This window comes from Sphingomonas panacisoli (assembly GCF_007859635.1).
GTDB classification, from domain to species: domain Bacteria; phylum Pseudomonadota; class Alphaproteobacteria; order Sphingomonadales; family Sphingomonadaceae; genus Sphingomonas; species Sphingomonas panacisoli.
In genome coordinates, this window is sequence record NZ_CP042306.1 from 2,758,876 (window position 1) to 2,777,353 (window position 18,478).

Here is an 18,478-nt window from a genome sequence, read left to right on the forward strand (position 1 = left end):
CGCGCCCTGCTCGAAAAGTCCGGCGGTGTCCGGCGGTTCATGACCACCCGTGCCAGCCGGTTGCTGATTCCCCCTCCTGTTCGGCGTCGTCGTGATGGTGCCGCCGCAAAGCTGGGTCGAGCTGGTAAGCCAGCACGGCTACACGCAGGGCTTCGGCTATTTCCTGCTGCACGACTATTTCGCGTTCGCCGCGATCGACGGCGTCGGGCTGCCGACATGGAACCATCTCTGGTTCGTCGGCTATCTGTTCACCTACACCGCGGCGCTGTCGCTGCTGCTGCTCGTCCCGCGCCCGGCGAAGCTACAGATCTGGTTCGACAAGGCGTTCGGTGGGTGGCGCGCACTCGTCATCCCGACGATCTATCTGGTGCTCAGTCAGGTCGTCGTCTTTCACCGCTGGAGCGACAGCCAGGACCTGATCAACGATGGTGTCGCGCACCTCGCCTATTTCCCTGCCTTTCTCTTCGGCTTCGGTCTGGCGCGGTCGAAGCCGGTGATGGCGGCGTTCGTACGCTGGTGGAAAGCTGCGGCGATCGTGGCGGTCGCGAGTTACGCGTTCGGCGCGACCGTCGAGCTCAGCTATCCGGGCAACCAATACCCGCCACAATGGCTGGGCGAACAGATGCTCGTCGCGCATCAGCTGCAAAGTTGGGCCGCTGTAGCCGCGCTGATCGGGCTTGCCGAACGCTACCTCAACCGCGACGCGGCGATCCGCCCGATGCTGACGGAAGCGGTGTTCCCGTTCTACCTGATCCACCAGACGGTGATCGTACTCGGTGAGTTCGCGTTGAAGCCGCTGGGGCTCGGCGCGGCGGCGGAGTTCGCGATCCTCGTGCCAGCCACTGTCGCGGGATGCTGGGCATTCTATCTGATCGGCCGCGAAGTGAATTGGTTGCGGCCGCTGATCGGATTGCGGCGCCGGACCCAGGCGTCTACCGCTCGCCGCCATGACGGACTCCTCTCCTCGCTGGTCGCTGGTGATCCATGGCGGCGCCGGCGCGATCGCCCGCAGCCAGACGCGGCCTGAAACCGACGCGGGCCTGCGCGCCGCGCTGAACGCGGCGCTCGACGCGGGATCGGCGATCCTTTCTGGCGGCGGCACGTCGCTCGACGCGGTCGAAGCGGCGGTTCGCGTGCTGGAAGACGATCCCCATTTTAACGCCGGACGCGGATCGGCCTTCACCTATGAAGGCGCGAACGAACTCGACGCCGCGATCATGAATGGTGCCGATCTGCGGGCCGGCTCGATCGCCGGCGTCACCGCGACCAAAAATCCGGTGACCCTCGCCCGCGCGGTGATGGAGGAAAGCGACCACGTTTTGCTCGGCCGCGAAGGCGCCGATACGTTCAGCCGCGAGCATGGCCTTGAACAAGCCGATGCCGAGTGGTTCGGCGTCCCTGAACGCCGCCGCCAGCTCGAGGAATTGCTGGCGAACGGCGGCAAGTTCGACGTCGATATGAAATACGGCACGGTCGGCGCGGTGGCGCTCGACCAGGCGGGGCATATCGCCGCCGCCACATCGACCGGCGGTGTCACCGGCAAGCGCTGGGGCCGAATCGGCGACTCGCCGCTGATCGGCGCCGGCACCTATGCCGACGATCGCGGCGCGGCGGTGTCGTGCACCGGGGCGGGCGAGTTCTTCATTCGCGAAAGCGTCGCGTTCCAGATCAACGCCCGCGTCCGCTTCGTCGGCGAAACCCTGAAGGTCGCCGCCGACACCGTCATGGCCGAGGTCAAGGCGTTGGGCGGCACCGGCGGCGTGATCGTCACCGATGCCCAGGGCGGCGCAGCGTGGAGCTTCACTACCGCCAGCCTCTATCGCGGCCGCGTTACTGCGGCCGGCGATCGGGTCGTCGCGCTTTACGACAACGAGGATTGAGCCCCGCGCGCGGTGGGCGTAGGCGCTCGCAAATGACGCGTATCCTCGTACTGCTCACCGCGCTGACCGCGCTCCTCGTCGCCTCGCCCGCCGGCGCCTATTGGGAATACGGCCACCAGACGATCGCGCAGATCGCCTGGGCCAACATCAAGCCGACGACGCGCACCCGCGTCCTCGCCTTGCTCCGCCAGCAGGCGCTGCTCGGGACTCCGGAGTGCAAGGCCGGGACGATCGACGACGCGGCGATCTGGGCGGATTGCATCAAGGGGATCAAGAACCCCGACGGGACGCAGAAGTTCGGCAACACGAGCGCCTGGCACTATCAGGACGTCAATATCTGCCAGCCGTTCGACCTGATCGAAGCGTGCAAAGACGACAATTGTGTGTCGGCGCAGATCGTGCGCGATGCCAAGATCCTGGCCGATCGCCGCGCCCCCACCGCCGATCGCGTTCGCGCGTTGGTGTTCCTGATCCATTTCGTCGGCGACCTGCACCAGCCGCTCCACGCCGGCGAGAAGGGCGACAAGGGCGGCAACGATGTGAAGGCCGATTACGGCACGTACACCGCGAGCCGGCTCAACCTGCATTCGATCTGGGACGGCTATCTCGCCGAACGCGCGATCTCGACCCGACCGAGCCTAGTACGGCGCTACCCGGCTGCGGAACGCGGGCAGATCGCCGCAGGCAGCGTCACGGACTGGAGCCGTGAGAGTTGGCAGGTCGCGCACGATGCCACCTATGCGACAGCGGTCGGCGGGGATCCCTGCGGCCCGACGCCAACGCGCGCCAAGCTCGACAATGCGACGATCGAACGCCTCGTCCCGACCGTACGGCTGGAGGTGAAGCGCGGCGGGTTGCGGCTCACGAAGATGCTCGACCAAGCGCTGGGCTAGCGCAACCGTTAACGCGCTTGCGGTTAACCATATCGTCCGCTCTCATCGCCGGTTCCAGCCACCGAGTCGCAGGAACCTACGGCCATGACCACCGGCGTTCGCCCCATCGTCTATCACCGCCCCCTCGTTTCGTCGTTCGGCGACGGGTTCGAAGCGACGATGACCAACCGCCAGGTCGAGATCGGCTTCGGGTCGAAACGCTTCCACTTCACGATGCGAAGCAGCCGGTTCCACCGGCCGGCCAAGCAGGAGAATCGTGGCCAGGGCGCCTCCGTTCTGTGGCGCGCGATGGGCTATGTCGGCTGCGCATCGCTGGCACTGGGTCTGGTGTTCGCGTCGGGTAGCGTGCTGCGCGCGTCCCCGCCGGTCGCGGGATATGAAGTGGTGATGCCGATCGACACGAAGGTCGCTTTGGTCAAGCCTAAGCACAAGGCGAAGCCGCGACCCATTGTCCGTGCCGCTCCGATCACGCCATTTACCCCGATGCCATACAATTGGGCGGTCTCACCCGCAGCCGATAGCGACGACACAGGCCTGGCGATCGAGCGGCCCGATCCCGACGTCGCAGCCCTGCCGACCGTCAATGGCGAGCGCGCGGTCGCGGTCTACGGCACGCCACGCATAGTCGGGGGCAAGTCGTGCCGCGACGTCAGCGTGTTCGTCCGCGACGTCGAGGGCAAGGTCAGCGTCTCCCCGACCACCGAATGCAAAGCGGCACGCTAGCCAGCATTATTCGCTGCCCCAGCGCCATTTCCAGCCGCCGCGTGTGTGCTGCGCGGTGACGATCATCAGCGGCACCGTGGCGATCGCGATGACCGCGATGAAGACGACCACGTGGCGCGGCACGAGGAGCAGGAATGCGGCGACGCACGCCGCGACATGGACGGCGATCACCGCCCAGCCCTGCCACGCGATCGGCATTCCGGCGCCATAGCCGAACCGCTTCGGCGCGAACCAATCCCCGTTACTCATCGTCCGTCTCCTTCGGCGGCCGCCCGCGCTTGGCGCGCACCGGGTCCGCCAGTTTGATCCCGCGCTTCGCCAGCGCCTCGCGCAGCAGGCATTCGACCTGGGAATTGACGCTCCGCAAATCGCTCGCCGCCGCGCGCTCGATCGCGGCGTACAGGCCGGGATCGAGGCGCAACGGGAACGCCTTTTTTGGGGGAGCGGCCATCGTCAGCGCTTACTGGTAGAGCGAGCCCGCATTGACGATCGGCTGCGTGTCGCGCTCGCCGCACAGCACGACCATCAGGTTCGACACCATCGCCGCGCGTCGCTCGTCGTCGAGCTCGACCACGTTCTTCGCCGACAATTGCTCGAGCGCCATCTGGACCATGCCGACCGCACCCTCGACCAGGGTCTGGCGCGCCGCGACGACGGCCTGCGCCTGTTGCCGGCGAAGCATCGCACCGGCAATCTCCTGCGCATAGGCGAGGTGCGTGAAGCCGCATTCGTCGACCGTGATCCCCGCCATCGCCAGCCGCGCGATCAGTTCCTGGCGCAGCTCGGCGCCGACCTGGTCGTGATTGCCGCGCAGGGTCACTTCCTGATGCTCGAAATCGTCGTATGGGTAGCGCGAGCCGATCGTGCGGACGGCGGCCTCGATCTGGACCATGACGAACGACTTGTAGTCGTCGACGTCGAACAGCGCCTGCGCGGTGTCGGTCACGCGCCACACCACTTGGGCCGCGATCTCGATCGGGTTGCCGCGCAGATCGTTGACCTTGATCTTGTCCGAAATGATGTTGTTGGCGCGGACCGACAGCTTCTTCTTACCGTACCACGGCACGATCCAGCGCAGCCCCGTCGTGCGGTCCGTGCCCTTGTAACTGCCGAACAGCGTGATCGCCGCCGCCTGGTTCGGTTGCAGCATGTAGAAGCCAGGCATCACGAACGCGAAGACCAGCGCGCCGAGCAAGAGTAGCGGCACGCCGATCTCGGGCGTGTAATTGATCTGCGTCGTGCCGAAGAATGCGACGACGATCGCGACCAGCATGACGAACAGCATCAGATAACCGCTGGAGGTCGAAGCTGCCCGCTCCTGCGACAGGGTCAGCGCGGCGTGACGATCGGTGACGGACGTAGCAAGCGTGGCCATGGGGCCCTCCCGTTAATTATGATATCATATTTATATCGCGTTTGGGCGAGTCGCAAGCGGAATCGAAAAGGGCGGCAGCGTCGTCGCGCCACCGCCCCCTATCTATTGAATGGTCGAGCGATTATTGCAGGACGATGGTCACCGCGCGGCGGTTCTGCGCCCAGCTGGCCTCGTCCGACCCCAGGGCGATCGGGCGTTCCTTGCCGTAGCTGATCGTCGTGATTCGCGCGGGGTTGATGCCCTTTGCGGCAAGATAATTCTTCGCCGCATTGGCGCGACGGTCGCCGAGCGCGAGGTTGTATTCGCGCGTACCGCGTTCGTCGGCATGACCCTCGATCGTGATGCGGCGGTCGGGCCACTTCAGCAGCCACGTCGCCTGCGTGTCGAGGATCGAGCGCGAGGTCGCGTCGATATCGTACATGTCGAGCGCGAAGTGGATCGTGTCGCTCATCACCGAGCGCTGGAAGTCCTGCGGGCTGCCCGGGACGACGGCGCCGTTGCCATAGCCGTTATTCCCCGAATTGTCGGTCACCGGCGTATCGCCCGCGCTGGGCGGCAGCACTTTGGGCCGCTTGGTCGCACAGCCCGCAGTCGCAACGAGTGCGGCGAGCAGGATCAGTTTCGTGGTCGTGGTGGCCATGGTCGTACTCCTCAACTGGCTTTTCGAACGGTCAATCGGCGCGGATCGGTCCCCAACTCGGGTCCGACCCATCGAACGGGGTGGGCAAGCGGCGCTCGTTGACACCGGTCAGATCGACCGACCACAGGTCCGCCACGCCCGATCCGCCCTCGGTCGAGCGAAAGAACATGATGACACGACCGTTGGGCGACCAGCTCGGCGCCTCGTCCTGCCAGCCGTCGGTCAGCATCTTCTCGCCCCCGCCCGCCGGCGACATGATCCCGACATGGAAACCGCCGCCGATCTTGGTGAAAGCGATCAGATCGCCACGCGGACTCCACGCCGGCGTCGCATAGCGGCCGCTGCCGAAGCTGATCCGCTGCTGGTTCGATCCGTCAGCGTTCATCACGTAGAGTTGCTGCGCGCCCGATCGATCGCTCTCGAACACGATCCTGGACCCATCGGGCGAATAGCTGCCGCCGGTGTCGATCCCCGGCGAGGTCGTCAGCCGCTGCCACTGCCCGCCGCCCGAGGGGATGCGGTAGAGGTCGGTATTTCCATTCTGCGCCATCGAGAACAGGATCCACTGTCCGTTCGGCGAAAAGCGCGGGGCGAACGCGAGGCTGACATCGGTGACGAGCTTGGTCTGGCGGCCCGAGGCGATGTCGTAGACGTAAATGGTCGGCTTCTTGTCGAGGTACGACAGATACGCGATCCGCCGCTGGTCGCGCGATAACGTCGGAGTCAGCACGATTGTCTGGCCGTTGGTCAGGAAACGGCCGTTGAACCCGTCCTGATCCATCAGCGCGAGCCGCTTGACGCGCTTGCCCTTGGGGCCCGTCTCCGAAACGTAGACGACGCGGCTGTCGAAATACGGCCCCTCGCCGGTCAGCCGGGTATAGACCATGTCGGCGCATTTGTGCGCAGCGCGACGCCATTCGCCGAACGGCAGGACATAGCCCTGCCGCGCGAGTTCACGCTGCTGCGCAGTGTCGTAGAGGTAGCAGCCGACCGTCAGCGTGCCGTTGCCGTTCGCGCGGACATAGCCCTGAACCAGCGCCGTCGCGCCGGCGGCGCTCCAGCCGCCATAGTTCGGCGCGGTCGCTTCGGCGAAGGGGACGTTGAGGAGTTGGCCGGTGCCGAGCGGCTTGAACAGGCCGGAATTTTTGAGGTCGCCGGTGATCACTTCGGCGAGTTGGCGACCGAGCACGTCGGTCGGCCCGGCGGCGGTCGAGACCACTTCCGGGGTCGGCATCGGCGGGACCGCGATCCCCATCGGCGCGGAAATGCCACCTTCGACATCGACGACCAACCCGCCGGGAGTCGGCGTGGGCGTCGGGGCCGGCGCGGTCTGCGCATGGGCGACGGGTGCCAGCAAAGCCAAGGCGAGCAACGGGAGGCGTCGGGTCATAAGTCTCATCCGGGAAGCTTGTAGCGGAGCAGGAAATTGCTCCAGCCATTGGGGACGTCATAGAGTTCTGCAGGCAGGCCACGCAGCGGCTGGCAGCCCATGAAGGTCGCAATCGCGCGGTCATCGACCTGGCGTTGATAGCGCGCATTGTCGCCGTCGACGCCGTCATGCCCCTCGATCATCGGGCGCGCCGACAGCGTACCGTCGCGGTTGATCCGCAGGCGGATCGTCACGCGGATGCGTTCGGCACCTGGGCCGGGATTGGTCTGGCGATTGGCGCAGGGCTGGACCTGCTGCTTGATCTTCTGGCCGATATCCATCGCCGCCGCCGCGCTCATCGTGGCGCCCTGCGGTGTGGCCGACTTCGAGTTGTTCGGCGTCGCGCCGACGCCTTTCATGATCCCCCCAAGTGTCGAGCCCCTGGTCGTCCGAGCGGTCGAACCCGGGGTCGTACCGCCGCTGCGGCCGACGACTCCGGCCAGCGCGCTCGACGGCGCGGGCCGTGTCTGCGGCTTGGCGGGTTGCGGGGGAGTCGGCGCGGGCTTTTTCGGCAGCGGCTTGGTAATCTCTGCCGGCTTGGGCGCGGGTGCGACTTCGGCGGGCTTCGGCTTGGCAGGCACGGGTTGAGGTTCTGGTGCGGGCGCGGCGGGCGCGGCATCCTCCGGCTTGCCCAACTCGGGCGCCTGGCTCTGGGCGGGCGACGTCAAATTCTGCGGCGCGGTCGCGACCAGTCCGACATCGTCGGCGATCGTCACGTCCATCGGCGCGGGGGGCGGTGGCGGCTTGGGTGGGCTGAGCAGCACGACCGACAGCCCGGCGAGCAGCACGACATGGATCGCCGCCGACGCGCCGAACTCGATCGCGCGCTTGCGATCGATGGAAGGGGCGGTCGCCGTCGTCACCGCTCCGCCTTGACGTTCGACACCAAAGACACGCGGTTGAGCCCGGCGCGGTTGAGGTCGCCCATCACCGCCATCACGCGCCCGTAATCGAGCCCCTTGTCCGCACGCAGCAGCACTTGCGGCGGCTTGCCGTCGGCATCGCGCTTGGCGGCGATCGTCGCGAGTGCGTCGGGCAACGCCGCCTCGCTCACCTGCTTCTCGTCGAGATAGATCGTCCCGTCGCGCTCGATCGAGATCGACGTCGGCTTCTTGTCCTGCTCCAGCGCCTTCGCTCGGCTGTCGGGAAGATTGACGGGCACGCCCGCGGTCATCAGCGGCGCGGTGACCATAAAAATGATCAGCAGCACCAGCATCACGTCCACGAGCGGCGTGACGTTGATATCCGCCATCGGCGCGCGCCGGCCCTTGCCCCGCGCGGAGGGAAGCGACATCGCCACCTTAGCGCTTTGCCTCGAGCTGACGGCTCAACGTCGAGTGGAAGCCGTCGGCGAAGCGGTTCAACCGCGCCTCGATCTGGTTCACGCGGTGACTGAAGCGGTTATACGCGATCACGGCGGGGATCGCAGCAAAGAGCCCGATCGCGGTCGCGAACAGCGCTTCGGCAATGCCCGGGCCGACCGTCACCAGCGACGTATTCTGCTGCGCCGCGATCGCGGTGAAGGTCGTCATGATACCCCAGACCGTTCCGAACAGCCCAACGAACGGCGCCACCGAGCCGACCGTCGCGAGGATATTCAGGCGGTCTGCGAGCTTGTCGGTCTCGGCCGCCACCGCCGATCCCATCGCCGTCGCCAGTCGCTCGCGTACGCCGTCGCGATCGACGATCCCGCCCGCGGTGGAGCGCCGCCATTCGGTCACGCCGGCGGCAAACACCTTGGCGACGGGCAAGTCGCTGTCGGCTTCGCGCTTGTAGAAGGCGTCGATATCGTCGGCCTTCCAGAAATCGCTCTCGAACTTGGCCGTGGTCCTGCGCACGTTCCCAAGTCTTCCGGCCGATCCGATGATGATCGCCCAGGTCCAGATGCTCGCGATCAGCAGGCCGCCCATCACGATCTGCACCACGATGTCGGCATGGAGCAGCAGCGCCAGCGGCGAGGTCGAGTTCGGCGAGAGGTCGAAGCTCCAATTCATTGCGTCGTCAGTCCCCGTTCCAGATCAGTTTCTCGTACGCCGCCGCCCAGTCGGCGGGCTGCCGCTTCGGCCGCCCGTCGGGAGCGACCAATGCCGCAGTCACCTCCGCTTCGGCCAGTGTTTGGGTATCGCGCATGACTCGCTGATGAATGACCACCGCCGCCGCGCGCAGCCGGGTCAGCCGCGAGACCACGACCAGCGCATCGTCGAGTTTCGCCGGCTGACGATATTTGATGGTCAGGTCGGACACCGCATAGGCGCCGCCGCCCGCCTCCATCACGCCGCGCTGATCGACGCCCACCAGCCGCAGCATGTCCGACCGCGCGCGCTCCATGAAGCGCAGGTAATTGGCGTGATAGACCACGCCCGACAGGTCGGTGTCCTCGAAATAGACGCGCACCGGGAATCGATGCTCGCGTCCGTCGAAGCGTCCTTCGACGGGCTGATCGGTTGCGACGGCCGTCATGGTTAAGGCTCTAACGGCTGGCGGCGGCGAGGCAAACTCATTTGATCTCGCATTTTGCCCCTTGCATCGATGTAACCCATGGGTTACATGTCACCTATAAGTTACAGGGATCACGACCATGACCGACGCCGAAACCGCCGACCGTCTCGTCCACCGCCGCGCCCGGATGATGCCGGCGCTGGCGGCGATGTTCGTCGCACAACAGGCGAGCTATTTCACGGGCACGCGCATGGACGAGGGAACGCGGTTGGTGAATTATGTCGCGATCGCCGGCTTTCTGGCATTGTCGATCGTGTTGCTGGTTGGATTGGCGGGCTTCGACGGGTTCAAAAGCGCTCAGGTCCGCGCGCTGACCAACGACGAAAACACCCGCGCCAATCGCGCCGATGCGCTTCGTTTCGGCTTCCTCGCGACGATGATCGCCGCCCTAGCGCTGTATGTCCTGTCGCTGTTCGAGCCGCTGGGCGCGCGCGAGGCGATCCATGTGCTGATGACGGCCGGCATCGCCGTCGCGCTGCTGCGGTTCGGGATGCTGGAGCGCCGCGCGCTGAAGGATGGCTGAGGAACTGCGCAACACCTTGCGGGACGAACGCGCGCGGTTGGGCTGGACCCAGGCCGAGCTGGCCGAGCGCGTCGGCGTGAGCCGCAAGACGATCAACACCGTCGAGAACGGCGTGTTCGTGCCGTCGACCGTGCTCGCGCTCAAGCTGGCGGCGGCGATCGGCAAGCCGGTCGAGGGGCTGTTCTGGCTAATCGAATAGTCCGTCCTGCGTGGTAACAGGCGGGTTCAGTCCAAGATGCTTCCAGCCGCTAGCGTTCAGGCAGCGCCCCCGCGCCGTCCGCGCCACAAGGCCGAGCTGGATCAGATACGGCTCGATCACTTCCTCGATCGTGTCGCGCGGTTCGCTGAGGCCGGCGGCCAGCGTTTCCACCCCAACCGGCCCGCCGCGATAGATGTCGGCGATCATCGTCAGATAGCGCCGGTCCATCGCGTCGAGCCCAAGCTTGTCCACCTCGAGCCGAGTCAGCGCGGTGTCGGCCGCCTCGGCATCGACCGTCTCGCGTCCCGCGACATTGGCGAAGTCGCGCACCCGGCGCAGCAGTCGCCCGGCGATGCGCGGCGTCCCCCGCGCGCGCCGCGCGATCTCCTGCGCACCGTCGGGGGCGACATGGAGGTCGAGAAGATTGGCGGCACGCGTCACGACCTTTTCCAGCTCGTCGACGGTATAGAAATTGAGCCGCACCGGAATGCCGAACCGGTCGCGCAGCGGCGTCGTTAGCAGCCCCTGCCGCGTCGTCGCGCCGACCAGCGTAAAGCGCGGCAAGTCGATCCGCACGCTTCGCGCCGACGGCCCCTCGCCGATCATCAGGTCGAGCGCACGATCCTCCATCGCGGGATACAGCACTTCCTCGACGGCGGGTTGGAGCCGGTGGATCTCGTCGATGAACAGCACGTCGCCGTCCTCGAGGTTGGTCAGCAATGCCGCGAGGTCGCCCGACTTGGCGATGACGGGGCCGGACGTCGCGCGGAACCCCACCCCCATCTCGCGCGCGATGATCTGCGCGAGCGTCGTCTTGCCCAGCCCCGGCGGCCCGAAGAACAGCACATGGTCGAGCGCATCGCCGCGCGCCTTGGCGGCCGAAATGAACACCCGCAGATTCTCGCGCGCCGCCTTCTGCCCCACGAACTCGTCGAGCGTCTTGGGCCTGAGCGCGGCATCGGCGTCGTCGGCACGCCGAGCGGCGGTGAGCAGGCGGTCGGGATCGTCCATCGATCCGTTCCCTACCTGTTCACCACCGTCCGTGTCGAGCGATCAACGCGATTCCGCCGCGTTCAATAGAAGGCGCCGTAGATCACATCGACGATCCGCCGCGTCCGAATCTGTACCAACAACAGATCGGGTCCATAGCGCACCCAGCGATAGCCCGCGGCCGGCGGAGCCAGCCCCATTTCCCACCACGAATCGTAATAATAGGGCGTCGCGAAAAACAGCCGCGGCAGGAACAGGCCGATCGCCCAGCGGCGATAGGCCCAGCCGGTAGGATAGGACCAGCCCGGACGATGGATCGGCCGGAAATTGGGCGGCTTGCCCGCGCCGGGGCGCCACGGCTTCGGCGGCTTGGGCGGGCGCGGCAGCGGCGGCTTCGGCCGGACGGGTCCGGGCTTGGGCGGCTGGATCGCGGGGCCGCCGGTGCCGGGTGGCCGAGGACGCGGCGGCTGCGGCTTGGGCGGTTGCGGCTTCGGCGGCTGAATCGCCGGTCCACCGGTTCCCGGTCTGGGCGGCTGAATCGCGGGACCGCCACCGGGTCTGTCGGGGCGCCCGGGCCTGTCCGGCGGCCTTTGCGGGCCGGCCTGACCGTAAGCCAGCGCAATGTCTGGAACGATCAGCGACATACCGGCCGCCACCAAGAGAAACCGCTTCATCCGCCTTCTCCTCTTCTTCCGAGACTCGGAAGGCTACGCCCCGCGCCGACGATGGGCAAGCCGACCAAACGGCATCAGTCGTACCGATCGATCCCTTCGCCGACGATCTCGACCCAGGCATGCTTGCGCCCCTCATAGACCGAATAATCGGGCTGCGGGAACGTCGGGTCGGCGAATGCGCCGACCGCCACCGCGACGAGATCGGGCTGGGCCGGGAGCTTGTAGAACACGTTGGAGCCGCAGGTTGGACAAAAATACATGTCGCCCTGCCCGCCTTCATCGCCGAAGCGCGTCCAATGCCGCGCCTCGCCGGTGATCGTAACGCGCTCGATCAGAAAGCGCGCCTGCGCGGCGAACGAGCTGCCTGACCGACGCTGACAATCTAGGCAATGGCACACCGAGATGCGCACCGGATCGCCTTCGCATTCGATCGCGAGTTGACCGCACTGGCAGGTCGCGCGGCGGGTCACCCGAGCAACCCGCTCAACACCGCCGGATGGAAGCCCCAGCCGAAGAACCCGCATAATCCCATGAAAATCCCGAATCCCCCAAAGCCCCAGGCGACGACGAGCAGCCAGCCGGCTTCGGCCAGCGCGGCAACCGCCGCGATCGAGATGGCGGTGGAAATCGCGGCGTCGCTCGCGTCGAATTGATCGTCGTGGATGTTGAGTGCGTCGTAGAGGTCCGACTGCGCCTTGGCGTCGGCCGCGAGCTGAGGAGTCTTGGCGATGTATTTGGCGATCTCCGCGTCATAGGCGGCCAATGTCGGCTCGGCCTTGGCGGGATCGGCGGCTAGCAAGGCGATCTGCGTCCGCGCTGCCTCGACGATATGCAGTTTCGTCCGCGCCGCCTGATATTCGTTCCACTTGTCGATCGACGACGCCTGCGCCTGCGCCATCGCCTGGACGACGTTGCCGTCCTTGATCCCGCACAGCCCCATGAAGACCGACAGGATGACGACGGTGATCGCGACGAGGCTGTTGAGGCGCTTGTCCTTGGCTTCGGCGCTGACGTCGATGTCCATCTATTGCTCCCTCACTTCGCCGCCTTGCGCAGCGCCAGCCGGACCAGCGCGTCGAGACTGGCGCCCGCGCCCAACTCCTCTTCCGCCGCACCGACCGCGGCATTGGCTTCGGCCGGACGAAAGCCGAGATTGAGCAGCGCCGACACCGCGTCCGACGCCGCGCCGCTCGCCGCCGCCACTGGGGTGACCGTGCCCGGGATCACGCCGCCGACCTTGTCCTTCAATTCGCGGACGATGCGCTCGGCGAGCTTGGGACCGACGCCGTTGGCGCGCGCCACCATCGCCTTGTCCTGCGCCGCGACCGCGCGGACCAGATCGGCCGGATCGAGCACCGAGAGGATCGCCAGCGCGACGCGGGCGCCAACGCCCTGCACGCCGGTCAGCATCACGAACGCATCGCGCTCGTCGGGCCGGGCGAAGCCGACGAGGCGGATCGAATCCTCCGACACCAGCATTTCGGTGAACAGGGTCGCCGCCTCGCCGATCGGGCCGATCGCGGCCAGCGTCTTGGCCGACGCGCCGACCAGGTAACCGACCCCGCCGACATCGATCACCGCATGGTCGATGCCGGTCGCGGCGAGCACGCCTTTCAGGTGAGCGATCACGGCGCGACCGGGCCTAAGTTGACACCAGGTTGACACTGGCGCGCCTGTTTTCGCCGGTCGCTCGCCAAGGTCAGGGAAATGCTGATCCGCATGCGCGGGACGTAACCGGAACGCGGTCGAGTAGGAAAGCGAAATTCAGCCCAGCCGACGCGCCGACGCGAGATGATGCGCGTGGCAGATCGCGACCGCGAGGGCGTCGGCCGCATCGGCGCCGGCGATCTTCACGCCGGGCAGTAGGCGGGCAACCATGGCGTGGACTTGCGGTTTTTCCGCATTGCCGACGCCGACGACCGCCTTCTTGACCAGACGGGCGGCATATTCGCCAGGCTCGATCCCCGCCCGCGCCACCGCGAGCAGCACGACGCCGCGCGCCTGGCCGAGCTTGAGCGTCGATTGCGGGTTGGTGTTGACGAACACTTCCTCGACCGCCGCAGCGCCAGGCGCATGATCGGCGATCAGCGCCGCAAGCTGGCTGTCGAGGTGCGACAGCCGCCGCGCGAGGCTTTCCTTCACGTCGGTCTTCAGCTGGCCGTTGGCGAGGTGCGACAGCCGGTTGCCCTCGGCGCGGATCAGCCCCCAGCCGGTCGTGCCGAGGCCGGGGTCGAGACCAAGGATGATCATGAAATCCTCCCCGGGACGGGGAGGTGGCGGCGCGTAGCGCCGACGGAGGGGGCCGGCCGCAAGTGAACCGCTCGCGGCGATCCCCCTCCACCATGCTGCGCATGGTCCCCCTCCCCGTAAACGGGGAGGATTTGGCTCACCCCAATTTCTCCATCACCGCGTCGGAGACCTCGTAGTTCCCCCACACGGTCTGGACGTCGTCGTCGTCGTCGAGCGCGTCGATCAGCTTGAACAGCGTCCCCGCATCGCCTTCGTCGACCTCGACCATCGTCTGCGGGCGCCAGGCGAGCTTCGCGCTTTCGGCTTCACCCAATATCGGCTCGAGTGCCTTGGCGACTTCGTGCAACGCTCCCTGATCGGTCCAGATTTCGTGGCCCTCGTCGCTCGACGATACGTCCTCGGCGCCGGCCTCCAGCGCGGCCTCGAACACGGTGTCGGCGTCGCCGGCCTTGGCGGGATAGTTGATCAGGCCCATCCGGTCGAAGCCATGGCTGACCGATCCCGGCGCACCGAGATTGCCGCCGTTCTTCGAGATGGCGGTGCGCACGTTGGTGACGGTGCGGTTGCGGTTGTCGGTCAGCGTTTCGACGATCAGCGACACGCCGCCGGGGCCGAACGCCTCGTAGCGGATCTCCTCGTAATTCTCCGCATCGCCCTTCGTCGCCTTGTCGATCGAGCGCTGGATGTTGTCCTTGGGCATCGACTGCGCCTTGGCGGCGTTGACCGCGGCGCGCAGGCGCGGGTTCATGTCGGGATCGGGCAAGCCCATCTTCGCCGCGACGGTGATTTCGCGGCTGAGCTTGGAGAACATGTTGGAGCGCTTCTTGTCCTGCGCGCCCTTGCGGTACATGATGTTCTTGAATTTTGAATGGCCGGCCATTGGGTCCTCGTTGGCGTTTGCGCGGGTCTGTAAATCAAAATCCCATCGTCATTCCAGCGAAAGCTGGAATCTCATGCCGCTTGAGACCCCAGCTTTCGCTGGGGTGACGGGTTAGAGGGATTTGCCACAGGCTACGGCCGACGCCCACGCCCACTGGAAATTATAGCCGCCGAGCCAGCCGGTTACGTCGACACATTCGCCGATGAAGTGGAGGCCGGGGACGGCCTTCGCCTCGAACGTCTGCTGCGACAGCGCGTCGGTCGCGACGCCGCCGATCGTGACTTCGGCCTTCATGAAGCCTTCGGTGCCGTTGGGGTGGAACGGCCATGCCGCGAGCCGCGCTTCGGCCTCGGCCAACGACTTGTCGCTCTGGTCGGCGAGATTGCCGAGGAGCGCGATCTTGTCGGCGAGCGCTTCGGCGAGGCGCCCGGGTAACGTCTGGCCCAGCGCTGATTGCACGCCCATGCGCGGGTGAAGCCGTTTCTGCTCGATCAGCCAGCCGTCCGGCCGGTCGGGCGTGAAGTCGATCGCGACGCTCTCGCCATGCCGCCAATAGGACGACGCCTGAAGGATCACCGGACCCGACAGGCCACGGTGGGTGAACAGAGCCGCCTCGCGGAAACGACCCTTGCCCGCAGTCGCGATCACCTCCGACGACACACCCGACAATGTCTTGAACAGCGCCTCGTCGCCGCCGAGCGTCAGCGGCACCAGCGCCGGGCGCGGCTCGACCACTTTCAGCCCGAAGCGCCGTGCGACGTCGTAAGCAAAGCCGGTCGCGCCCATCTGCGGAATCGAGGGGCCACCCGTTGCGATCACCAGTTTCGGGGCGACCGCGGTGTCGCGGCCGATCCGCACGCTGAACCGCCCGTCGGCATGATCGATCTCGTCGACCGGCCGCCCCAGCGACCAATCGACCCCGCCGCCGGCACATTCGTTGCGCAGCATCGTCACGATCTGTCGCGCGGAGCCATCGCAGAACAATTGCCCCAGCGTCTTTTCGTGCCAGGCGATGCGATAGCCATCGACCAGCGCGATGAAATCGGCCGGCGTGTAGCGCGCCAGCGCCGACCGTGCGAAATGCGGGTTGGCCGACAGGAAGCGGTCGGGCGCGGTGTGGACGTTGGTGAAGTTGCACCGTCCACCGCCTGAGATCAGGATCTTCTTGCCCGGCTCGTCGGCATGGTCGGCGAGCAGCACGCGGTTGCCGTTCCGCCCCGCGACCGCCGCCGCCATCATCCCCGCCGCCCCGGCGCCGAGGACGATCGCGTCGTACGTGTGTTCAGCCTGCGCCAATCAACCGGCCGCCCTCAGAGCATACCCAGCGCGTTGAGGTAGGTTTCGAGGATCGCCTCTTCCTCCTGATAATCCTCGCGCTTCTTCTTGCGGATCGCCAGGATCTTGCGGATCGCCTTCACGTCGTAGCCACGGCTCTTGGCTTCGCCCATCACGTCCTTGATGTCGTCGGCGATGCCGCGCTTTTCCTCTTCCAGGCGCTCGGCACGTTCGATCAGCAGCCGCAGTTCGTCTGCCGCCACGCGTCCGCCACCCATGCCTTCGCCACGTTCTTCAGCCATAAATCTCCCTAGCGCGGCCGCCGATGCGCCGCCTGAATCAGATGAAGCGCGCGCGATGCCCGATGCGGTCCGATTCGTCACGCATTCTTCGCAACGCTTTGTTCCATTCGCCGCAATTGGTCCGGGCTGGCCTCGGTCTGGTGCGCCCTCTTCCAGTCGCCATAGGGCATGCCATAGACCGCGTCGCGGCCCGCGGCCTTGTCGATCCCGGCGGCCTCCGCGACCCAATCGCCGAGACAATTGCGACAGAAACCGGCCAATCCCATCAGGTCGACATTCTGCGCGTCGCTGCGATGGCGCAGGTGCCGGACCAGGCGGCGAAACGCCTGCGCCGCGGCCGCATCGCCGATCGTGTCGAGCGTATCCATTCGTATGCTCCAAGGTTGATCGCGCCGAGATAGGGGGTAGAGGCAAAGGCGCACAAGCGAGAGGATCGTATGACCAAGGCCATTGCCCCGCGCTCCCGCAAGGTTCGCGTGCTCGCGACGCTCGGCCCGGCGAGCAATACCGTCGAGATGATCGCCAAGCTCTATGAGGCGGGCGCCGATGCGTTTCGCGTCAACATGAGCCACGGTGACCAGGCGTCGAAGGTCGCGGTGATCGAAGCGATCCGCAGCCTCGAAAAGAAATATGGGCGGCCGACGACGATCCTGGCCGACTTGCAGGGTCCGAAGCTGCGCGTCGGCAAGTTTGCGGACGGTAAGGTCGAGTTGAAGACTGACAGCACCTTCACGCTCGACCGCGACAAGAAGCCGGGCGACGCGACGCGTGTCGAACTGCCGCATCGCGAGATTTTCGAGGCGATGGAATCGGGCGCGCGGTTGCTGCTCGACGACGGCAAGCTAGTGCTGCGCGTGCTGGAGCATGACGACAAAAAGATCGTCACCAATGTCGAGGTCGGCGGGCCGCTGTCGAACAATAAGGGGCTGAACGTTCCCGACGTCGTCGTGCCGATGGCCGCGCTGACCGAGAAGGATCGCAGCGACCTGGCGTTCGCGGTCGACCAAGGGGTCGACTGGATCGCCTTGTCGTTCGTCCAGCGCCCCGAGGATCTGGCCGAGGCGCGCAAGCTGATCGGCGGCAAGGCGGCGTTGCTGGCGAAGATCGAAAAACCCGCCGCGATCGAGCGGCTCGAGGAGATCATCGAGGCGTGCGACGGCGTGATGGTCGCGCGCGGCGATCTGGGCGTCGAGCTGCCGCCGCAGACCGTGCCGCCGCTGCAGAAGCGTATCGTCGAAACCGCGCGGCGTCAGGGCAAGCCGGTCGTCGTCGCGACGCAGATGCTCGAATCGATGATCGAAAGCCCCTCGCCCACGCGCGCCGAGGTATCCGACGTCGCCACCGCGATCTATGATGGCGCCGACGCGATCATGCTGTCGGCGGAAAGCGCGGCGGGCAAATGGCCGATCGAATCGGTCGCGATGATGAACGCGATCGGCGAGGCCGTCGAGCGCGACCCGATGCACGGCGACCGTATCCACTTCACGGTGATCCAGTCGGATGCGACCACCGCCGACGCGTTGTCCGAAGCCGCGAAGAACATCGCCAAGACGGTCGATGCCGCGGCGATCGTGTGCTTCACGAGCTCCGGCTCGACCGCCCGCCGCATCGCGCGCGAGCGGCCCGCGGTGCCGATTCTGGTGCTGACGCCGAAGATGGAAACCGCGCGCCGATCCGGGCTGTTATGGGGCGCCTATGCCGTCCACACGCGCGACGTCGATTCGTTCGAGGACATGGTCGCCAAGGCCAAGCGCATGGTGCTGCGCCATCATCTGGCGAAGGCCGGCGACCGCGTGATCGTGATGGCGGGCGTGCCGTTCAAGACGCCGGGATCGACCAACGTGATCCACGTCGTGCGGATCGTCGGGGACGAGTTGAAGGGATATAGCTGAGTCATTGTGCTCCGGCGAAGGCCGGAGCCTTGGCCGCGTCAGGCCAGACTGCCA

26 protein-coding genes are annotated in these 18,478 nt (G+C 66.5%); 7 read left to right on the top strand and 19 right to left on the bottom strand.

Annotated elements, in window-relative coordinates; translation table 11 throughout:
• Positions 1-94 precede the first annotated feature (94 nt).
• The 4 genes from FPZ24_RS13720 (at position 95) to FPZ24_RS13735 (ending at position 3,496) form a co-directional block, all read left to right on the top strand.
• Entirely contained in the window at positions 95-1,027 is a 933-nt protein-coding gene (locus FPZ24_RS13720; RefSeq protein WP_338061656.1) for an acyltransferase family protein, read from the top strand.
• Positions 948-1,880 (top strand): isoaspartyl peptidase/L-asparaginase family protein, encoded by a 933-nt coding sequence (locus FPZ24_RS13725; protein WP_146572886.1) that lies wholly within the window; start codon positions 948-950, stop codon positions 1,878-1,880. The genes FPZ24_RS13720 and FPZ24_RS13725 overlap by 80 nt, the downstream gene beginning before the upstream one ends.
• A 32-nt stretch (positions 1,881-1,912) precedes the next feature.
• A complete protein-coding gene (locus FPZ24_RS13730) occupies positions 1,913-2,773 on the top strand; it encodes a S1/P1 nuclease (RefSeq protein ID WP_146572888.1) in 861 nt (286 codons plus the stop codon).
• Positions 2,774-2,857: 84 nt separating this feature from the next.
• Positions 2,858-3,496: a hypothetical protein gene (locus FPZ24_RS13735; RefSeq protein WP_146572890.1), complete on the top strand. Its 639-nt coding sequence runs from the start codon at positions 2,858-2,860 to the stop codon at positions 3,494-3,496.
• 6 nt (positions 3,497-3,502) lie between these two features.
• On the opposite strand, the gene FPZ24_RS13740 is transcribed toward FPZ24_RS13735, so the two are convergent.
• The 9 genes from FPZ24_RS13740 to ybgC form a co-directional block, all read right to left on the bottom strand.
• Positions 3,503-3,745 (bottom strand): hypothetical protein, encoded by a 243-nt coding sequence (locus tag FPZ24_RS13740; protein ID WP_146572892.1) that lies wholly within the window; start codon positions 3,743-3,745, stop codon positions 3,503-3,505.
• On the bottom strand, positions 3,738-3,947 hold the full coding sequence (locus tag FPZ24_RS13745) for a type II toxin-antitoxin system antitoxin (RefSeq protein WP_146572894.1): 210 nt from the start codon (positions 3,945-3,947) through the stop codon (positions 3,738-3,740). Before FPZ24_RS13745 ends, FPZ24_RS13740 begins: the two co-directional genes overlap by 8 nt.
• A 9-nt stretch (positions 3,948-3,956) precedes the next feature.
• Entirely contained in the window at positions 3,957-4,871 is a 915-nt protein-coding gene (locus tag FPZ24_RS13750; RefSeq protein ID WP_146572896.1) for an SPFH domain-containing protein, read from the bottom strand.
• A gap of 121 nt (positions 4,872-4,992) precedes the next feature.
• Positions 4,993-5,511 (bottom strand): peptidoglycan-associated lipoprotein Pal, encoded by a 519-nt coding sequence (gene pal, locus FPZ24_RS13755; protein WP_146572898.1) that lies wholly within the window; start codon positions 5,509-5,511, stop codon positions 4,993-4,995.
• Between the two features lie 31 nt (positions 5,512-5,542).
• Positions 5,543-6,901 carry a Tol-Pal system beta propeller repeat protein TolB gene (gene tolB, locus FPZ24_RS13760; RefSeq protein WP_240047479.1) on the bottom strand — a complete coding sequence of 453 codons (1,359 nt, stop codon included), beginning with the start codon at positions 6,899-6,901 and terminating at the stop codon, positions 5,543-5,545.
• 5 nt (positions 6,902-6,906) lie between these two features.
• Positions 6,907-7,803, bottom strand: coding sequence for a cell envelope biogenesis protein TolA (locus FPZ24_RS13765; RefSeq protein WP_240047480.1), 897 nt, complete (start codon positions 7,801-7,803; stop codon positions 6,907-6,909).
• Positions 7,800-8,240 (bottom strand): protein TolR, encoded by a 441-nt coding sequence (gene tolR / locus FPZ24_RS13770; RefSeq protein ID WP_146572902.1) that lies wholly within the window; start codon positions 8,238-8,240, stop codon positions 7,800-7,802. The genes FPZ24_RS13765 and tolR overlap by 4 nt, the downstream gene beginning before the upstream one ends.
• A gap of 1 nt (position 8,241) precedes the next feature.
• Positions 8,242-8,934: a protein TolQ gene (gene tolQ, locus FPZ24_RS13775; protein ID WP_146572904.1), complete on the bottom strand. Its 693-nt coding sequence runs from the start codon at positions 8,932-8,934 to the stop codon at positions 8,242-8,244.
• A 7-nt stretch (positions 8,935-8,941) separates the two neighbouring features.
• Complete coding sequence (gene ybgC, locus FPZ24_RS13780; protein ID WP_146572906.1) at positions 8,942-9,400, bottom strand: tol-pal system-associated acyl-CoA thioesterase; 459 nt, start codon at positions 9,398-9,400, stop codon at positions 8,942-8,944.
• Between the two features lie 118 nt (positions 9,401-9,518).
• Here ybgC and FPZ24_RS13785 point away from each other — a divergent pair, with 118 nt between their 5' ends.
• Positions 9,519-9,962: a hypothetical protein gene (locus tag FPZ24_RS13785; protein ID WP_146572908.1), complete on the top strand. Its 444-nt coding sequence runs from the start codon at positions 9,519-9,521 to the stop codon at positions 9,960-9,962.
• On the top strand, positions 9,955-10,161 hold the full coding sequence (locus FPZ24_RS13790) for a helix-turn-helix transcriptional regulator (protein WP_146572910.1): 207 nt from the start codon (positions 9,955-9,957) through the stop codon (positions 10,159-10,161). The genes FPZ24_RS13785 and FPZ24_RS13790 overlap by 8 nt, the downstream gene beginning before the upstream one ends.
• On the opposite strand, the gene ruvB is transcribed toward FPZ24_RS13790, so the two are convergent.
• From ruvB to FPZ24_RS13840, 10 genes are all read right to left on the bottom strand, one after another.
• Positions 10,150-11,172 (bottom strand): Holliday junction branch migration DNA helicase RuvB, encoded by a 1,023-nt coding sequence (gene ruvB / locus FPZ24_RS13795; protein WP_146572912.1) that lies wholly within the window; start codon positions 11,170-11,172, stop codon positions 10,150-10,152. The two genes, FPZ24_RS13790 and ruvB, sit on opposite strands and share 12 nt — an antisense overlap.
• Before the next feature lie 62 nt (positions 11,173-11,234).
• Entirely contained in the window at positions 11,235-11,825 is a 591-nt protein-coding gene (locus FPZ24_RS13800) for an RcnB family protein (protein ID WP_146572914.1), read from the bottom strand.
• Between the two features lie 74 nt (positions 11,826-11,899).
• Positions 11,900-12,295 carry a GFA family protein gene (locus FPZ24_RS13805; RefSeq protein WP_240047481.1) on the bottom strand — a complete coding sequence of 132 codons (396 nt, stop codon included), beginning with the start codon at positions 12,293-12,295 and terminating at the stop codon, positions 11,900-11,902.
• Complete coding sequence (locus FPZ24_RS13810; RefSeq protein ID WP_146572918.1) at positions 12,292-12,849, bottom strand: DUF4337 family protein; 558 nt, start codon at positions 12,847-12,849, stop codon at positions 12,292-12,294. Before FPZ24_RS13810 ends, FPZ24_RS13805 begins: the two co-directional genes overlap by 4 nt.
• An 11-nt stretch (positions 12,850-12,860) precedes the next feature.
• Positions 12,861-13,454, bottom strand: coding sequence for a Holliday junction branch migration protein RuvA (gene ruvA / locus FPZ24_RS13815; RefSeq protein ID WP_146572920.1), 594 nt, complete (start codon positions 13,452-13,454; stop codon positions 12,861-12,863).
• Positions 13,455-13,589: 135 nt separating this feature from the next.
• Entirely contained in the window at positions 13,590-14,075 is a 486-nt protein-coding gene (ruvC, locus tag FPZ24_RS13820) for a crossover junction endodeoxyribonuclease RuvC (RefSeq protein ID WP_146572922.1), read from the bottom strand.
• Between the two features lie 136 nt (positions 14,076-14,211).
• The gene (locus tag FPZ24_RS13825) at positions 14,212-14,955 is read right to left on the bottom strand and encodes a YebC/PmpR family DNA-binding transcriptional regulator (protein ID WP_146572924.1); all 744 of its coding nucleotides are present in this window, start codon (positions 14,953-14,955) and stop codon (positions 14,212-14,214) included.
• A 111-nt stretch (positions 14,956-15,066) separates the two neighbouring features.
• Positions 15,067-16,194 carry a BaiN/RdsA family NAD(P)/FAD-dependent oxidoreductase gene (locus FPZ24_RS13830; protein WP_146574554.1) on the bottom strand — a complete coding sequence of 376 codons (1,128 nt, stop codon included), beginning with the start codon at positions 16,192-16,194 and terminating at the stop codon, positions 15,067-15,069.
• Between the two features lie 71 nt (positions 16,195-16,265).
• Positions 16,266-16,508 carry a DUF2312 domain-containing protein gene (locus FPZ24_RS13835; protein WP_205012897.1) on the bottom strand — a complete coding sequence of 81 codons (243 nt, stop codon included), beginning with the start codon at positions 16,506-16,508 and terminating at the stop codon, positions 16,266-16,268.
• A 101-nt stretch (positions 16,509-16,609) separates the two neighbouring features.
• The gene (locus tag FPZ24_RS13840) at positions 16,610-16,900 is read right to left on the bottom strand and encodes a DUF1244 domain-containing protein (protein WP_146572927.1); all 291 of its coding nucleotides are present in this window, start codon (positions 16,898-16,900) and stop codon (positions 16,610-16,612) included.
• Positions 16,901-16,969: 69 nt separating this feature from the next.
• Here FPZ24_RS13840 and pyk point away from each other — a divergent pair, with 69 nt between their 5' ends.
• Positions 16,970-18,424: a pyruvate kinase gene (gene pyk / locus FPZ24_RS13845; protein WP_146572929.1), complete on the top strand. Its 1,455-nt coding sequence runs from the start codon at positions 16,970-16,972 to the stop codon at positions 18,422-18,424.
• Positions 18,425-18,478 lie beyond the last annotated feature (54 nt).

Excerpts from the sequence above, each read along its gene's own strand:
- ruvC (WP_146572922.1), bottom strand. The coding sequence starts at position 14,075 with ATGATCATCCTTGGTCTCGACCCCGGCCTCGGCACGACCGGCTGGGGG.
- tolQ (WP_146572904.1), bottom strand. The coding sequence starts at position 8,934 with ATGAATTGGAGCTTCGACCTCTCGCCGAACTCGACCTCGCCGCTGGCG.
- FPZ24_RS13750 (WP_146572896.1), bottom strand. The coding sequence starts at position 4,871 with ATGGCCACGCTTGCTACGTCCGTCACCGATCGTCACGCCGCGCTGACC.
- FPZ24_RS13740 (WP_146572892.1), bottom strand. The coding sequence starts at position 3,745 with ATGAGTAACGGGGATTGGTTCGCGCCGAAGCGGTTCGGCTATGGCGCC.
- ruvB (WP_146572912.1), bottom strand. The coding sequence starts at position 11,172 with ATGGACGATCCCGACCGCCTGCTCACCGCCGCTCGGCGTGCCGACGAC.
- pal (WP_146572898.1), bottom strand. The coding sequence starts at position 5,511 with ATGGCCACCACGACCACGAAACTGATCCTGCTCGCCGCACTCGTTGCG.
- FPZ24_RS13835 (WP_205012897.1), bottom strand. The coding sequence starts at position 16,508 with ATGGGTGGCGGACGCGTGGCGGCAGACGAACTGCGGCTGCTGATCGAA.
- pyk (WP_146572929.1), top strand. The coding sequence starts at position 16,970 with ATGACCAAGGCCATTGCCCCGCGCTCCCGCAAGGTTCGCGTGCTCGCG.
- FPZ24_RS13790 (WP_146572910.1), top strand. The coding sequence starts at position 9,955 with ATGGCTGAGGAACTGCGCAACACCTTGCGGGACGAACGCGCGCGGTTG.
- FPZ24_RS13785 (WP_146572908.1), top strand. The coding sequence starts at position 9,519 with ATGACCGACGCCGAAACCGCCGACCGTCTCGTCCACCGCCGCGCCCGG.
- FPZ24_RS13830 (WP_146574554.1), bottom strand. The coding sequence starts at position 16,194 with ATGATGGCGGCGGCGGTCGCGGGGCGGAACGGCAACCGCGTGCTGCTC.
- tolB (WP_240047479.1), bottom strand. The coding sequence starts at position 6,901 with ATGACCCGACGCCTCCCGTTGCTCGCCTTGGCTTTGCTGGCACCCGTC.
- FPZ24_RS13720 (WP_338061656.1), top strand. The coding sequence starts at position 95 with ATGGTGCCGCCGCAAAGCTGGGTCGAGCTGGTAAGCCAGCACGGCTAC.
- FPZ24_RS13735 (WP_146572890.1), top strand. The coding sequence starts at position 2,858 with ATGACCACCGGCGTTCGCCCCATCGTCTATCACCGCCCCCTCGTTTCG.
- FPZ24_RS13745 (WP_146572894.1), bottom strand. The coding sequence starts at position 3,947 with ATGGCCGCTCCCCCAAAAAAGGCGTTCCCGTTGCGCCTCGATCCCGGC.
- FPZ24_RS13810 (WP_146572918.1), bottom strand. The coding sequence starts at position 12,849 with ATGGACATCGACGTCAGCGCCGAAGCCAAGGACAAGCGCCTCAACAGC.
- FPZ24_RS13800 (WP_146572914.1), bottom strand. The coding sequence starts at position 11,825 with ATGAAGCGGTTTCTCTTGGTGGCGGCCGGTATGTCGCTGATCGTTCCA.
- FPZ24_RS13825 (WP_146572924.1), bottom strand. The coding sequence starts at position 14,955 with ATGGCCGGCCATTCAAAATTCAAGAACATCATGTACCGCAAGGGCGCG.
- FPZ24_RS13725 (WP_146572886.1), top strand. The coding sequence starts at position 948 with ATGACGGACTCCTCTCCTCGCTGGTCGCTGGTGATCCATGGCGGCGCC.
- FPZ24_RS13730 (WP_146572888.1), top strand. The coding sequence starts at position 1,913 with ATGACGCGTATCCTCGTACTGCTCACCGCGCTGACCGCGCTCCTCGTC.
- ybgC (WP_146572906.1), bottom strand. The coding sequence starts at position 9,400 with ATGACGGCCGTCGCAACCGATCAGCCCGTCGAAGGACGCTTCGACGGA.
- FPZ24_RS13840 (WP_146572927.1), bottom strand. The coding sequence starts at position 16,900 with ATGGATACGCTCGACACGATCGGCGATGCGGCCGCGGCGCAGGCGTTT.